Genomic DNA, 15,475 nt, shown 5'->3' on the forward strand with positions numbered 1-15,475 from the left:
GAACCGGCGCCGGACGCAACCCGACGACAGCGTCTCAGGCCGCCGAAAGCTCGGACAGCAGATCGGCCGTGCGGCGCAGGTCGGCGCGGAAGAGTTCGGTCTCGGACTGCCGCCGCTCCTCGGATGGAAGCCGCAGCAGGTAGCTCGGATGCACGGTCACCAGCAGCGGCGTGCCGTCGCCGGCCTGCTCCAGCCCGCCGCGTCGCTTGAGGATACCCTTGCGGGACCCCGTCAGACTTTCCAGTGCGGTGCCGCCCATCGCGAGGATGAGCTTCGGTCGGATCATCCGGCGCTCGAGGTCGAGCCACCAGCGACAGTGATCGATCTCGTCACGCTCGGGCGCCTGGTGCAGCCGCCGCTTGCCGCGCGCCACGAACTTGAAATGCTTGACCGCGTTAGTAACGTAGGCCTTCGAGCGGTCCAGCCCGGCCTCGCCCGCGACCCGGTCGAAGAGCTGCCCCGCCGGACCGACGAATGGCCGTCCGGCCAGATCCTCGTGGTCGCCCGGCTGCTCACCCACGATCATCAGCGGTGCGTCAGGGGGCCCCTCGCCCGGCACAGCCTGGGTGGCATCGCGCCAAAGCGGACAGCGCTGGCAGCCCTGCAAGGCAACAAGGAACTCCGCGCGGTCCCCGACCGGGGCCGGTTTCGCCCGTGTCGCCGACAGCCTGTCGCCGATCCGGGCCGCGCGCGCAGGCACGGACGCGGGTGCGGCCTCGAGCATGGCACCGGCGCGCTGCCGGGCGCCGGCCACAAGCTCGGGGATCATCGCCGCCTCGGGCATGTTCTTCCAGTACTTGCGGGGCATCTCGGCCTGCATCGCCTTCACCTTGAGCCGCGCCGGATTGAAGATGTTGCGGAAATAGGTGCGCCATAGATCCTCGGTCGCGTCCTCGGGAAGCGGTGGCTTTTCGATGCCGGGGGTGAAGCGCACCGCGCCGTCCTCGAAATGCGCGCAGAGGTCCGGCGTGAGGATCGACCAGTTCATGTCGCCGAAGCGCTTGGCGAAGAAGGGTGCGGTCGGTTCCACGATCAGGTGCGACGGCTCGAACCAGGCCACGAACCGGCGCCGCGGCGCCTCCCGCTCACCGATTTCACGGAAGCGCACAAAGGCGGTCATCTTGTGCTTGTCGCGCCGCACCGCCTTGGCCATGACCTCAAGGACCGAGACGCGCGCGTCGCCCCGGTCCGCCATCAGGCGCGGTGTCTCGCGCAGCGCCAGAAGCAGCGCGTAAAGGCGCGCGAAGCGTTCGGGATCTCGATGCCAGACGACACAGTTCGCCAGCGCCATGAAACGCGACGGCACCGTGAAAGGAGCGCCTGCGGCAGAAGGGAGTGCATCATCTTCGGTGCCGGCGAAAAGGTCGCCATCCCCGCCTCCGACCTGCCACAACACCTCTTGCGCGGGCACCTGGCTGTTGGCGAGCCCGCGCGCCGCTGCGCGCCACGCCTCGAAGGTGCCGACCTCCGGCAGACAAACCTGCCGCATCACAGCAACTGCAACTGTTCGGGGGGCGGCGCGAAGCGCGCGCGCAGGTCGGCGGCATCGGTAAGGCCGCGCGGCGTCCAGTCCGGCAGCGACACGAAAGGCCGCGCGTGTTTCAGCCGCGCCCCCATGCGCGCGAGGTCGTCATGCCGCAAGCTGCGGTGGCGCCGCGTCGAGAGGATCCGGTTGACGGTCTTGGTGCCGAAGCCCGGAACGCGCAGCAGCATGTCGCGCGGAGCACGGTTGACGTCGAGCGGGAATAGATGCCGGTTCTGCAGGGCCCAGGCGAGTTTCGGGTCGACCTCGAGGTCGAGGTTGCCGCCGGGCATCGACCCGGTGATCTCGTCCAGATCGAAGCCGTAGAAGCGCAGCAGCCAGTCAGCTTGGTAAAGCCGATGCTCGCGCACCAGCGGAGGCCGGATCAGCGGCAGCGTCGCCGAGGACTCGGGGATCGGCGAGAAGGACGAGTAATAGACGCGCTTCAGCTTGTAGCTGGAATAAAGCCGCGTCGAGGTTTTCAGAACCGTGGCGTCATTCGAGGCATCCGCGCCGACGATCATCTGCGTTGACTGCCCCGCGGGCGCGAACCGTGGCGGCCGCTTGCCGGAGTGGCTGCGCTCCTTTCCCGCCTCCTTGCGCAGCCGAACGTCCGCCATCGCCTTGCGGATTTGGGCCGGAGATTTCTCGGGCGCGTAGGCCTTCACGCTCTGGTCCGTGGGAAGCTCGACGTTGATCGACAGGCGATCGGCGTAGAGCCCCGCCTGTTCGATCAGGTCAGGCGCGGCATCCGGGATCGTCTTGAGGTGGATGTAGCCGCGGAAGTTTTGCTCTTCCCGCAGGCTGCGGGCGATCCGAACCATGTCGCCCATCGTGTCATCGGGCGAGCGAATGATGCCCGAGGAGAGGAACAGCCCCTCTATGTAGTTCCTGCGATAGAACTCGAGCGTCAACTCGACGACCTCGGCGGGCGAAAAGCGCGCGCGCTCGACGTTGGAGCTGACCCGGTTCACGCAGTAGGCGCAGTCGTAGATGCAGAAATTCGTCATCAGGATCTTCAGGAGGCTGATGCAGCGCCCGTCGGGCGCGTAGGCATGGCAGATCCCCGAACCGGTCACCGAGCCCAGCCCTTTTCCGTCGCGGCTGTCACGGCGCGCGCCACCGCTCGATGCGCAGGAGGCATCGTATTTCGCCGCGTCGGAGAGAATCGCGAGCTTTTCGGAAAGGGTGCGCTTCACCATACGTTCATGGTATGTTCCGCGAACCGGATTGCAAATAAACTGTGACGTACGGGCGGCGGAATGCCGCAGTTTGCGTGTGTGACCCGGGTCTAGTCTGTCGCAGGATCGCCTTCACGCGCCGTGACGCCGAGGTGATCGGCGACGATCCGCGCCACGTCGGAGAACCCGATCTGCCCCAATTCGCCCGCGCCCTGCCCGGCGATGAGCACGGGCACGCGTTCGCGGGTGTGATCCGTGCCGACCCAGGTCGGATCGTTGCCGTGATCGGCGGTCAGTACCAGCATATCGCCTTCGCGCAGGCGCGGCAGGATCCTGGCGATCTCGGCGTCGAACCATTCGAGCGCGCGTGCATAGCCGCTGACGTCGCGCCGGTGTCCGTAGAGGCTGTCGAACTCGACGAAGTTGGCAAAGGTCAGGCTGCCGTCCTTCGCGGTGTCCACGAGATCACCCAGATGCCCCATCAGGGCCTCGTCGGACCCCTTGCGGACCTCGTCGATGCCCGTCATCGAGAAGATGTCGCCGATCTTTCCCACGGCGTAGACCCGCCGCCCGGCATCCTGCACCCAGTTGGTGAGAACCGGCGACGGCGGCGCGATGGCATAGTCGCGGCGGTTCGTGGTGCGGGTAAAGCCGGTTTCGGGGTCACCGACGAAAGGCCTCGCGATCACGCGGCCAACTTTCATCTCGTGCAGATCGGGCGCGAGATCCGCACAGAGCTTCAGCAGGCGCTCGAGGCCGAAACTTTCTTCGTGGGCGGCGATCTGGAAGACCGAGTCGGCCGAGGTGTAGCAGATCGGGTGCCCGGTGCTCATGTGGTCTTGCCCGAGTTCGGCAATGATCTTCGTGCCGGACGCATGGCAGTTGCCGAGGATGCCGGACACGCCCGCGGCCTTGCAGACCTGCTCGATGAGGTCCGGCGGAAAACTCTCTTCCTCCTCTGTGAAGAAGGTCCATTCCCAGGGCACTACAAGTCCGGCCAGTTCCCAATGCCCGGACGGCGTGTCCTTGCCCTTCGAGACCTCGGTCGCAGCCCCCCATGTGCCTTGCGGTTCGGCGTCGAGTCCGGGCGCCTCGATGTCGCTGGCCAAACGCACGGACGCGCCGAGGCCAAGCGCATCCAGCGTCGGCAGCCGCAACGGCCCGGTGCGGCCCAGTTCCGCGTCGCCGTCGGCGCAGGCCTGCGCAATGTGGCCCACGGTATTGGCGCCGAGGTCTGGACGGTCGCCGTTGAAGAACTCGGCCGCGTCCGGCGCACCGCCGATGCCGACCGAGTCCATCACCACGAGGAAGGCACGTGCCATCAGGAAATCCTTTCGCGTACGAGATCCGGAAGCGGTGTCGCCGTATCGCCCAGCGTGATCGCCGCGCGGACCTTCGCCGCTGCGCGGTCCGCCGCCTCGGGCCGGGACGCATGCACCACGGCGAGCGGCTGCCCCTTGTCGACGCGCTCGCCGAGACGCGCGACCTGCGCAAGACCAACCGAAGGATCGATCTCGTCACTTTCATTCCGCCGTCCGCCGCCCAGCCCGACAACCGCCAGCCCCAGTTCCTCGCCGTCGATGGCCGTGACCACGCCGGACGCCTGCGCCGTGACCTCGCGGATCACCGTCGCCTCGGGAAGGAACCGCGCCCAGCGTTCGACGAATTCCACCGGGCCACCAAGGCCCGCGATCATCCGGCCGAAACACACTGCCGCTTGCCCGCTGGCAATCGCTTCGGCAATCCTGCCTGCGCCATCCTCGTCGTCGGCGGCAAGGCCGCCCTTCGCCAGCAGGCCGCCGCCGAGCGCGACGGTCAGATCGTAAAGAGCGCCTCGCTCGCCACCCGTCAGCACGTCCATGACCGCCGCCACCTCGAGAGCGTTGCCCAGAGCCGGCGCCAGCGGCTGGCTCATGTCCGAGATCAGCGCCGAGGTCGGGCAGCCCGCGGCCTTGGCGGTGCCGACCAGCGCCTGCGCCAGCGCGCGGGCGTCATCCATATCCTTCATGAAGGCGCCGCTGCCGACCTTTACGTCCAGCACCAGCCCCTCGAGCCCGCCGGCCAGCTTCTTCGAAAGGATCGACGCGGTGATCAGGTCGAGGCTGTCGACCGTCGCCGTGACGTCGCGGACGGCATAGAGGCGACGATCCGCCGGGGCGATGTCCGCGGTGGCGCCGACGATGGCGCAGCCCACCGTGCCCACCACGTCGCGAAACCGCGTCTCGTCGACCTGAGTCGCGACGCCCGGGATCGCCTCGAGCTTGTCGAGCGTGCCGCCGGTATGGCCAAGCCCGCGTCCAGAGATCATCGGGACATAGGCTCCGCAGGCCGCCAGTGCCGGGGCCAGCACCAGCGAGACGCAGTCTCCGACGCCCCCGGTCGAATGTTTGTCGAGCACGGGCCCGTCAAGATCCCAAGACAGCACGCGGCCCGAGTCGCGCATCGCCAGTGTCAGCGCGGCACGCCCGGCCTCGTCGAGCCCCGTGTGACAGATGCCCATCGCAAAGGCTCCGGCCTGCGCATCGCTGACCGTCCCGTCGGCCAGACCCCGCGCCATCCAGGCGAGGTCTTCCGCGTCCGGGCGCCTACCGTGACGCAGATCCGCCAGGATGGCCTGTGCCGTCACGAGGTCGATCCCTCCAGGTGCGACTGGCTGAAGGCGCCCGGCAGAAGCTCGGCCAGCGTCATCTGCATCTCGACGCCCTCCGCACCGGCCATCGTCACGCGCACCTCGGCGTCACCGAATTCCGCCAGCTTCTGACGGCAGCCGCCGCAGGGTGTCACCGGGGTCGGCGAGGCCGCAACCACGTAGACCTCGGTCAGCCGGGTCTCGCCCGCGGCGATCATGGCGGCGATCGCCCCGGCCTCGGCGCAGGTGCCTTCGGGATAGGCCACGTTCTCGACGTTGCACCCGGAATAGATCGTCCCGTTCGCGCCACGCACCGCGGCACCGACGTGGAAATTCGAATAGGGCGCATAGGCGTTGCGGCTGACCTTTTCCGCCGCCGCCTTCAGATCATCGGACATCACCGTCTCCTGTCATTGCGGAACCCGCCGCGAGACCACGGCGTTCCACCAGTTAGTCATATAGGGAGTTCAGCAATGGGCAAATCCAAAGAGAATCCCGTCATCGCCGCGACCACAGGCGCGGCCATCGACCTCGATCAGAACACGGATCAGGAGATGACCGACAAGACCGCGGCAAAGCTTCGCGCGCTCTGCGAGGAAAAAGGCGAGACCTTCGACACCGCGCTGACCGAGGAACAAGCGCAAGCCCGGATCGAGGCGCTCGAGAGCGACGGCTGACCCTCATCCCTGCTCGGTGCGGAAGGCGCCGGGCAGGGACACCTCCAGAAGCTCCAGATCCTCCGTCGGCTCGGCATAGCGCGTGCGCATACCCGGTGGAATGACGAAGGCGTCTCCTGCCGTCAGCGCGAAGGGTTCCCGCCCTTCCCCCTCCAGCGTCATTGCGCCGTCAAGAACGAAGCCGAACAGAATATCGGCGTCGTGTGCGCAACACTCCGTGCCGCCCGCCGCAGGTCTGACCACGTGAACCCCGGCCACGCCGGCGGTATGCTCGGATATCCCGGTATCTCGACTGTCAAAGCCCGGCACGCGGAACGCGCTCCAGATTGCATCTTCGGCCTTATGGTGCACGAAACGCTGTCCCTGAAAGCTCCGGTCGGGATTGGCCGGACCATTTGGCAGCGTCATCTCGTGGTCGATGGTCGTCACATGTTCCGCCGGCACGCCGATCTCGATGACCTCGATGTTGTCTGACGCGTAGAGCACCCGATGGCGTATCTCGGGCGGCTGGATCACGCAGTTGCCCGCATGCAGCCGGAACGGAGGCCCCTGGTCCTCGTAGACCAGATCGACCCATCCCCGGTAGCAGAAGATCAGTTGAAACCCGACAGTGTGGTAATGCACCATGTCGGGCACCGGGCCGCCGTCGGGAATTCGGATGTGGCTCGCGATGATCGAGCCGCCGAGGCGGTCCGGGATCAGGTCTCGGTAGTGCATGCCCGCGCGTCCGATGACCCACGGGGCCTGGTCGCGCAGGCGGCGCACGACAAAGCTGTGGATGGTTTCGGGCATCACGACCGGCTCGTACAAGGCCGCGATCTCTATGCGCGTCCCGTTCGGCGCAACAAGGTGGCGCTTGCCGTCGGCAAAGGCTTCCGGATCCTCGGCAAGGATCCGCAGCGTCCCCGGTGCCTCGGCCGCTCCCTTCTCGATCCGCACCCGCAGCCCATGACCGGAAAACACCGCCACTGACGGGTCGTCGGCGGGATAGATGCTGTCCATCCGCATGCCCAGAACCTTGGTATAAAACGGAATATCCGCGCGCAACTCCTTCGTCGGCAGCCGTACTTCGGCCCTGATCTCGCCCATGGGTCTCTCCTGTTCCGGGGCGGACATTGCGCGTTTGGCGCGGCGACGACAAGCCGTGTCCGCGCGTCCAGATCGCGCCACCTTGGCGCGCTTCGCCGAATGGTTTAGCACTGAACCAGTTTTCCGGGGGAGGAACCTGCGCAGATGACCGACAATCCGAACCTGCGGCAGGCCGCGCTCGACTACCACGAATTTCCCAAGCCCGGAAAGCTCGAAATCCGCGCCACCAAGCCGCTGGCCAACGGGCGCGACCTGTCGCGCGCCTACTCGCCCGGCGTGGCCGAGGCCTGCCTCGAGATCAAGGCCGACGCCACCAATGCTGCGCGATACACCGCGCGCGGCAACCTTGTCGGCGTGGTCTCGAATGGCACCGCGGTTCTCGGGCTGGGCAACATCGGCGCGCTGGCCTCAAAGCCGGTGATGGAAGGCAAGGCGGTCCTGTTCAAGAAGTTCGCCGGGATCGACTGCTTCGACGTCGAACTCGACGAGCCGGACCCCGAGAGGCTAGCCGAGATCGTCTGCGCGCTCGAGCCGACCTTCGGCGCGATCAACCTCGAGGATATCAAGGCGCCTGACTGTTTCACTGTCGAACGCATCTGCCGCGAGCGCATGAACATTCCGGTCTTTCACGACGATCAGCACGGCACCGCCATCGTCGTGGGCGCGGCGGCCAAGAACGCGCTGCACGTCGCCGGCAAGCGGTTCGAGGACATCAAGATCGTCTCGACGGGCGGCGGGGCGGCGGGCATCGCCTGTCTCAACATGTTGCTCAAGCTCGGGGTCAAGCGCGAGAACGTCTGGCTCTGCGACATTCACGGCTTGGTCTACGAGGGCCGCGCGGAGGACATGAACCCGATTAAGTCCGAGTTCGCCCAAGCGACCGATCTGCGGACGCTCGACGACGTGATCCCCGGCGCCGATCTCTTTCTCGGGCTTTCGGGACCTGGCGTGCTGACGCCCGAGATGGTCGCCAAGATGGCCGAGCGCCCGGTGATCTTCGCGCTGGCCAATCCGACGCCCGAGATCCTGCCCGATCTCGCGCGCGAGGTCGCTCCGAAGGCGATCATCGCCACCGGCCGGTCGGATTTCCCGAACCAGGTCAACAACGTGCTGTGCTTTCCCTTCATCTTCCGCGGCGCGCTCGATGTCGGGGCCACAACGATCAATGACGAGATGGCGCTGGCCTGCATCGACGGCATCGCGGCGCTCGCCCGCGCATCGTCGAGCGCCGAGGCGGCGGCGGCCTACAAGGGCGAGCAACTGACCTTCGGACCGGACTACCTGATCCCGAAACCCTTCGATCCGCGCCTTGTCGGCGTGGTCTCCTCGGCCGTTGCCAAGGCAGCGATGGAGACTGGCGTGGCGACGCGCCCGCTCGACGATCTTGCCGCGTACCGGCAAAAGCTCGACAGCTCGGTGTTCAAGTCGGCGCTGCTGATGCGCCCGGTGTTCCAGTCCGCACGGGCTGCGCCGCGCAAGATCGTCTTTGCCGAAGGCGAGGACGAGCGGGTGTTGCGCGCGGCGCAGGCGGTGCTCGAGGAAACCGTCGAACGCCCCATCGTGATCGGGCGTCCCGAGGTGATCGAATCCCGCATTGAACGGGCCGGGCTGTCGATCCGGGTCGGCGACGATTTCGAGATCGTGAACCCCGAGAACGACCCGCGTTACCGCGACTACTGGGGCACCTACCACGAGATCATGGCCCGGCGCGGCGTCACCCCCGATCTGGCGCGCGCCATCATGCGCACCAACACAACCGCGATCGGCGCGGTGATGGTGCATCGCGGCGAGGCCGACAGCCTGATCTGCGGCACCTTCGGCGAATACCGCTGGCACCTCAACTACATCTCGCAGGTGCTCGGCACCAAGAGCCTGCGTCCGCAGGGCGCACTGTCGATGATGATCCTGGAGGACGGTCCACTGTTTCTGGCCGACACCCATGTCCACTCTCGGCCCTCGCCGCAGCAGTTGACCGATATCGCCATCGGCGCCGCGCGCCATGTACGGCGCTTCGGGATCGAGCCCAAGATCGCCTTCTGTTCGCAAAGCCAGTTCGGCAACCAGCAGGGTGGGTCGGGCGAACGCCTGCGCGAGGCGATCGCTCTTCTCGACGAGACCGAGCGTGATTTCTGCTACGAAGGTGAGATGAACATCGACGCGGCGCTTGACCCCGAGTTGCGCCAGCGCCTGTTTCCCGGCAACCGGATGGAAGGCGCGGCCAACGTTCTGGTCTTCGCCCATGCCGATGCCGCTTCGGGGGTGCGCAACATCCTCAAGATGAAGGGCGGCGGGCTCGAGGTTGGGCCGATCCTTATGGGCATGGGCAACCGGGCGCATATCGTGACGCCGTCGATCACCGCGCGCGGCTTGCTCAACGTGTCTGCAATCGCCGGGACACCGGTCGCGCATTACGGCTGAGCGGGTTTGCAGTTGATCTGAAAGGGTATTCTGGCGCAACCTGAGATGGCAGCGGACGCCCCGCCCGCGCCGACAGATTGGAGCCGATCATGACCCGTCGTCCCGTTATCCTCGCCGTTCTCGCATCCGGTCTTCTCGCCGCCTGCGCCACGGTCCAGAACCAGACTACCGGCAGCGTCACCGTGGACGGAGCTAGCTATCGGACCGTGACCACCGAGATATTGCAGGATGGACAGCCCTTCGCGAAAACGGACGTGCTGGTCGCCGGGCACCGCGTCGGGTGCAATCCGAACCTCGCCGGAAGTTGCGAAGAGGCCGTGCGCCGCGGCCTGCGGATCACCGGCCGCCCGTCGGACAACCCCGGTCTGAACGCGAACACTTATTACGCCTTGCCGCCGGCGTAAGGTCCCTGCCCGGCAACATGAACCCGCGGCCGCAGACTTTGCAAACCGGTCCGCTGATTTGCAACAATCGGTAAAGCGACCGAGACTTTGCAAAACTCCATGCGCAGATCTGCGAAGTCTGCAAAGTTTCTTGGCAAGCGACGGGGAGTGTTACCGGTAACAGCCTTGCCCGAGCCCATACCGCTGCGTAACACCGTGCCAGGGCGACGAAGAGGAGGACAGCCGTGGGGTACGCCGATATCTACCGGAAGAGCATGCAGGATCCCGAAGGATTCTGGATGCGGCAGGCGGACGCAATCGACTGGGTCGCCAAGCCGAGCCGCGCGCTCTTCGACCGCGGGGACAACCTCTACGAATGGTACGCCGACGGGCTGCTGAACGGGTGCTACAACGCCGTCGACCGGCACGTCGAGAACGGCCGCGGCGATCAGGCGGCGATCATCCACGACAGCCCCGTCACCGCCAGCAAGACGACGCTCACCTTTACTGAATTGCGCGACAAGGTGGCGCTGCTGGCCGGCGCGCTGACCGCCCGCGGCGTGACCAAGGGCGACCGGGTGATCATCTACATGCCGATGGTGCCCGAGGCGCTTGTCGCCATGTTGGCCTGTGCGCGGATCGGCGCGATCCATTCGGTGGTCTTCGGCGGTTTCGCGGCCAACGAGCTTGCCGTGCGCATCGACGATTGCCGGCCCAAGGCGATTCTCGCCGCCTCCTGCGGGATCGAGCCGGGGCGCGTGGTCGAATACAAGCCGCTGCTCGACGGCGCCATCGAGATGGCGGGCCATAAACCCGAGGTCTGTATCATCCTGCAACGCCCGCAGGCCGAGGCGACCCTGGTCGAAGGCCGCGACATCGACTGGCATGCCGCACAGGAAGGCGTCGAACCCGCCGATTGCGTACCCGTCGAGGGCAACCATCCGGCCTATATCCTCTACACCTCCGGCACCACCGGCGCACCCAAGGGCGTCGTGCGCGCGACCGGCGGGCATCTCGTCGCGCTGCACTGGACGATGAAGAACATCTACAACGTCGAGCCGGGCGAGGTGTTCTGGGCCGCCTCCGACGTCGGCTGGGTCGTGGGTCACTCCTACATCTGCTACGGCCCTCTGGTGCACGGCAACACCACCGTCGTGTTCGAGGGCAAACCGGTAGGAACGCCGGATGCAGGCACCTTCTGGCGCGTCATTGGCGAGCACGATGTGCGCAGCTTCTTCACCGCCCCGACCGCCATTCGCGCCGTCAAGCGCGAAGACCCGAAAGGCGTGGAGCGCGAGAAATACGACCTGTCCGGCCTGCGCGCGCTCTACCTTGCCGGCGAGCGTGCGGACCCGGACACGATCGAATGGGCGCAAAGTATCCTCCGCAAGCCGGTCTACGATCACTGGTGGCAGACCGAAACCGGCTGGACCATCGCCGGCAATCCCGCGGGGCTCGAGGCGCTGCCGGTGAAGATCGGCTCTCCTACGGTCGCGATGCCCGGCTATGACGTGCGCATCCTCGACGAGGCCGGTCACCCGGTGAAATCAGGCGAACTCGGTGCCATCGCGGTCAAGCTCCCGCTGCCTCCGGGCACGCTGCCGACGCTCTGGAATGCCGAGGATCGGTTTCGCAAGAGCTACCTCAGCCATTTTCCCGGTTACTACGAGACCGGCGATGCCGGCATGATCGACGAGGACGGCTATCTCTACATCATGGCGCGCACCGACGACGTCATCAACGTCGCCGGCCACCGCCTGTCGACGGGGGCGATGGAGGAGGTTCTGGCCGCGCATCCGGATGTGGCGGAATGTGCGGTGATCGGCGTCAGCGACGACCTCAAGGGACAGGCGCCTGTGGGGTTCGTGTGCCTGACCAAGGGTGTGAACCGGCCGCATGACGAAATCACCGCCGAATGCGTGAAACTGGTGCGCGAGCGGATCGGCCCGGTTGCGGCCTTCAAGCTCGCCGTCGTGGTGGACCGGTTGCCGAAGACACGTTCGGGCAAGATCCTGCGCGCGACGATGGTCAAGATCGCCGACGGGGCCGAGTATCGCCTGCCGGCGACGATCGACGACCCAGCGATCCTCGACGAGATCCGCGCGGCGCTGCAGGGCATCGGGCTGGCACCGGCCGCCGCGCAGGCCTAGCCGGGCGGCCATTTGGCGCGCAGCATGGTTTGCCGACGCAAGCGGCTGCCCTTACTCCGCAACTGCCCCCGCGATCGACCGCAGGTAGTCATCGGAATAGTCCACCTCGATCTCGATCCAGACCGGCAGGTGGTCGGACATCTCGTGCGTGCGCCAGCTCGAGTAGGTGCGGGTCCAGTTGGAATAGGGCTTGCCGGTGTCGGGTGCGTCCCGGATCGATCGCGCGATGGCCTCGTAAGAGTCGCGCTGGTCCTCGCGGTAGACAACGTCCTGCCAGCGGATCACGCCATGCCCCAACAGGTGCGTGACGTCCTGTGGTCCGGCGAATGCGATCTGGTCGTAATGCTTGGTTCCCGTCAGCGAGGTCGGCCCGACATCGGGCACGATGAAGCCGTGATCGGTCAGTGCCTTGAACGCGTCGTCCTCGCGGCTTTCGATGTTCATGTCGCCGAGGAAGATATGCACCTCGTCCGCCTCCTCGGCCCGCTCCTTGAGGATCGAGGCGATCACGCGGATCTCGTCCTCGCGCAGCGGTCGGCCTTCCTGCTCCTCGAAGATGATATGGGCCGAGCACAGGGTAAAGCGGAACCAGCCGGCCTGGAACGCGGCGAAAAACGGCGTGCGTCCGATCTGCTCGTCCCCCGGCAGGATGCCCTTGGGCAGGACCAGTTCACCGATCAGGTTGCGGAACCGCACCCGGTTGCGGTTGTAGACAAAGGCCATGCGTTCGTGGTTGCCGCGCCCGCCGCCGGAACTGTCGTTGACGAAGAAATCCCAGTTCGGGCCGAGCAGCTTCATCAGCCGCTCCATCGCCTCGAGGTCCTTGACCTCCTGGATCGCGCAGATGTCGAAATGGTCGATGATCTCGGCGATGTAGTGGTAGCTTTCCGGCAGGCGCTTGCGGCCACCGTCGAAGTGCCGGATGTTCCACGACCCCACGATCAGCGAATTTGGCCGCCGGCGGTCGGTGATCTGGGCACGCAACGAGGCACGCAGGGCCAGAAGGTGATCCGCGATCCAGCCCGACTGTCCGGGGACCTCACGGCCCTTCGGATAGACCCGCGCGGATTTCAGGGATTGGTAGAATGCCATCTGTCGCGCCCCGTGAATTCGTATCGCCTGCGCCACACTAACACGAAATCCGCAGCGCCCGTGAAGCCGCTCAGGTGAACTGTTCGTTGATCAGACGCTCTTCGAGCCCGTGGCCGGGATCGAAAAGGATACGGTGGCGCACGGAGGGTTCGGACTGGATCTCGACCGCCAGAACGTCGCGCACCGATTTCGCGTCCGCCTCTGCCATGACCGGCCGTTTGCCCGGCTCCAGCACGTCGAAGCGCACCGTCGCGCTTTTGGGCAAGAGCGCCCCGCGCCAGCGCCGCGGGCGGAAGGCGCTCATCGCCGTGAGCGCCAGCACGTCCGATCCGATGGGCAGGATCGGCCCGTGGGCGGAATAGTTGTATGCGGTCGATCCCGCGGGCGTCGCGACAAGAGCCCCGTCGCAGACCAGTTCCGCCATGCGCAGGCGTCCGTCGACGGTGATCTTCAGCTTGGCCGCCTGTGCCCCCGCGCGCAGCAGAGAAACCTCGTTGATCGCCAGCGCCCGGGTCTCGCTGCCGTCGACGCCCGTCGCGGTCATCGCCAGCGGGTTGATGACCGCCTCCTCAGCCTGCGCAAGCCGCGCCTGCAGGTCGCTCTCAGCGTAGTCGTTCATCAGGAAACCGATGGTGCCGCGGTTCATGCCGTAGACCGGTGCGTCGAGATGCTGGGTGGCATGCAGGGTCTGAAGCATGAAGCCGTCGCCGCCCAGCGCCACGATCACATCCGCCGCTTCCATCGTGGCATTGCCGTACCGGGTGACGAGGGCCGCGCGTGCTGTCTGGGCGGTTTCCGCATGGCTCGCGGTAAAAGAAATCTTCAGCGGCACCCTGTTTCCGATCCTGCCTTACCGGAGACGAAACAAGCACATATCCCCTGACCACGCCAGCTTTGCCGCAGGAAATCGATGGCGCGTCGTTTTACCGGCTTTCGATACGCCCGGCATTGCTGTACCACCCGCCACACCTCGACCCGCCGTGACAACAGGATGGATCCCATGAACGCTCCGCACCGCGACAAAGGCTTTTTCACCAGCACGCTTGCCGAGACCGACCCCGACGTGACGGGCGCCGTCCGGCAGGAACTGACACGCCAGCGCGACGAGATCGAGCTGATCGCCAGCGAAAACATCGTCAGCGCAGCCGTTCTCGAGGCCCAGGGCTCGGTGATGACCAACAAGTACGCCGAGGGCTATCCGGGCCGGCGCTACTACGGTGGCTGCCAGTACGTCGACATCGTCGAGACGCTGGCCATCGAACGCGCCTGCGAGCTCTTCGGCTGCGGTTTTGCCAACGTCCAGCCGAACTCGGGCAGCCAGGCCAACCAGGGCGTCTTTCTCGCCCTGCTGCAGCCTGGCGACACGATCATGGGTCAGAGCCTCGACGCCGGCGGTCACCTGACCCACGGCGCCAAGCCGAACCAGTCCGGCAAGTGGTTCAACGCGGTGCAGTACGGCGTGCGCAAGCAGGACAACCTGCTTGACTACGATCAGGTCGCGAGCCTTGCCGCCGAGCACAAGCCCAAGTTGATCATCGCCGGCGGCTCGGCCATCCCGCGCCAGATCGACTTTGCGCGCATGCGCGAGATTGCGGACAGCGTGGGCGCCTACCTGCATGTCGACATGGCGCATTTCGCGGGCCTCGTCGCGGCGGGCGAACATCCCTCGCCCTTCCCGCACGCCCATGTCGCCACGACCACGACGCACAAGACCCTGCGCGGCCCGCGCGGCGGCATGATCCTGACCGACGACGAGGCGATCGCAAAGAAGGTGAACTCGGCCATTTTCCCCGGCCTTCAGGGCGGACCGCTGATGCATGTCATCGCCGCCAAGGCCGTGGCCTTCGGCGAGGCGCTGCGCCCGGAGTTCAAGGATTACATCCGGCAGGTGATTGCCAATGCCCAGGCGCTGTCCGACCAGCTGATCAAGGGCGGGTTCGACATCGTCACCAACGGCACCGACACCCATGTGCTGCTGGTCGACCTGCGCCCCAAGGGCGTGAAGGGCAACGCCACCGAAAAGGCGCTGGGGCGGGCGCATATCACCTGCAACAAGAACGGCGTGCCGTTCGATCCGGAAAAGCCCACCGTGACCTCGGGGATCCGGCTCGGCTCTCCCGCGGGCACCACGCGCGGCTTCGGCGAGGCCGAGTTCCGCAAGATCGGCGACTGGATCATCGAGGTGGTCGACGGGCTTGCCGCCAACGGCGAGGAAGGCAACGCCGCGGTCGAAGAGAAGGTGAAGGCCGAGGTCGCCGAGCTTTGCGCGCGCTTCCCGCTTTATCCCAACCTCTGATCTCGGCGGGGTTGGATCGCGAGGGTTGCGTGCATAGG

At 66.3% G+C, this 15,475-nt stretch carries 13 protein-coding genes; 5 read left to right on the forward strand and 8 right to left on the reverse strand.

Annotation, left to right across the window (positions count from 1 at the left end; translation table 11 throughout):
• Nucleotides 1–34: 34 nt before the first annotated feature.
• The 5 genes from R5H30_RS12085 to R5H30_RS12105 form a co-directional block, all read right to left on the reverse strand.
• Nucleotides 35–1,489 (reverse strand): UdgX family uracil-DNA binding protein, encoded by a 1,455-nt coding sequence (locus tag R5H30_RS12085; RefSeq protein WP_318328637.1) that lies wholly within the window; start codon nucleotides 1,487–1,489, stop codon nucleotides 35–37.
• On the reverse strand, nucleotides 1,489–2,724 hold the full coding sequence (locus tag R5H30_RS12090; RefSeq protein WP_318328639.1) for a putative DNA modification/repair radical SAM protein: 1,236 nt from the start codon (nucleotides 2,722–2,724) through the stop codon (nucleotides 1,489–1,491). The genes R5H30_RS12085 and R5H30_RS12090 overlap by 1 nt, the downstream gene beginning before the upstream one ends.
• Nucleotides 2,725–2,813: 89 nt before the next feature.
• Nucleotides 2,814–4,025 (reverse strand): phosphopentomutase, encoded by a 1,212-nt coding sequence (locus tag R5H30_RS12095; RefSeq protein ID WP_318328640.1) that lies wholly within the window; start codon nucleotides 4,023–4,025, stop codon nucleotides 2,814–2,816.
• Nucleotides 4,025–5,329 carry a thymidine phosphorylase gene (locus R5H30_RS12100; protein ID WP_318328641.1) on the reverse strand — a complete coding sequence of 435 codons (1,305 nt, stop codon included), beginning with the start codon at nucleotides 5,327–5,329 and terminating at the stop codon, nucleotides 4,025–4,027. Before R5H30_RS12100 ends, R5H30_RS12095 begins: the two co-directional genes overlap by 1 nt.
• Entirely contained in the window at nucleotides 5,326–5,730 is a 405-nt protein-coding gene (locus tag R5H30_RS12105) for a cytidine deaminase (protein ID WP_318328643.1), read from the reverse strand. Before R5H30_RS12105 ends, R5H30_RS12100 begins: the two co-directional genes overlap by 4 nt.
• Nucleotides 5,731–5,805: 75 nt before the next feature.
• Here R5H30_RS12105 and R5H30_RS12110 point away from each other — a divergent pair, with 75 nt between their 5' ends.
• Nucleotides 5,806–6,009: a hypothetical protein gene (locus R5H30_RS12110; RefSeq protein ID WP_318328645.1), complete on the forward strand. Its 204-nt coding sequence runs from the start codon at nucleotides 5,806–5,808 to the stop codon at nucleotides 6,007–6,009.
• 3 nt (nucleotides 6,010–6,012) lie between these two features.
• On the opposite strand, the gene R5H30_RS12115 is transcribed toward R5H30_RS12110, so the two are convergent.
• On the reverse strand, nucleotides 6,013–7,098 hold the full coding sequence (locus R5H30_RS12115) for a cupin domain-containing protein (protein ID WP_318328646.1): 1,086 nt from the start codon (nucleotides 7,096–7,098) through the stop codon (nucleotides 6,013–6,015).
• Between the two features lie 144 nt (nucleotides 7,099–7,242).
• Between R5H30_RS12115 and R5H30_RS12120 the strand changes: the two genes are divergently transcribed.
• From R5H30_RS12120 to R5H30_RS12130, 3 genes are all read left to right on the forward strand, one after another.
• Entirely contained in the window at nucleotides 7,243–9,516 is a 2,274-nt protein-coding gene (locus R5H30_RS12120) for an NADP-dependent malic enzyme (RefSeq protein WP_318328647.1), read from the forward strand.
• 89 nt (nucleotides 9,517–9,605) lie between these two features.
• A complete protein-coding gene (locus R5H30_RS12125) occupies nucleotides 9,606–9,920 on the forward strand; it encodes a hypothetical protein (RefSeq protein WP_318328648.1) in 315 nt (104 codons plus the stop codon).
• Between the two features lie 224 nt (nucleotides 9,921–10,144).
• Nucleotides 10,145–12,049: a propionyl-CoA synthetase gene (locus R5H30_RS12130; RefSeq protein ID WP_318328649.1), complete on the forward strand. Its 1,905-nt coding sequence runs from the start codon at nucleotides 10,145–10,147 to the stop codon at nucleotides 12,047–12,049.
• Nucleotides 12,050–12,100: 51 nt separating this feature from the next.
• Here the strand turns inward: R5H30_RS12130 and R5H30_RS12135 are convergent, their stop codons facing one another.
• On the reverse strand, nucleotides 12,101–13,141 hold the full coding sequence (locus R5H30_RS12135; protein ID WP_318328650.1) for an endonuclease/exonuclease/phosphatase family protein: 1,041 nt from the start codon (nucleotides 13,139–13,141) through the stop codon (nucleotides 12,101–12,103).
• 70 nt (nucleotides 13,142–13,211) lie between these two features.
• A complete protein-coding gene (locus tag R5H30_RS12140) occupies nucleotides 13,212–13,973 on the reverse strand; it encodes an NAD kinase (RefSeq protein WP_318328651.1) in 762 nt (253 codons plus the stop codon).
• 168 nt (nucleotides 13,974–14,141) lie between these two features.
• Here R5H30_RS12140 and glyA point away from each other — a divergent pair, with 168 nt between their 5' ends.
• A complete protein-coding gene (glyA, locus tag R5H30_RS12145) occupies nucleotides 14,142–15,437 on the forward strand; it encodes a serine hydroxymethyltransferase (RefSeq protein ID WP_318328652.1) in 1,296 nt (431 codons plus the stop codon).
• The last annotated feature ends 38 nt before the right edge of the window (nucleotides 15,438–15,475 follow it).

This window comes from Roseobacter sp. FCG-D35 (genome assembly GCF_033436665.1).
Classification (GTDB): Bacteria; Pseudomonadota; Alphaproteobacteria; order Rhodobacterales; family Rhodobacteraceae; genus JAWQFO01.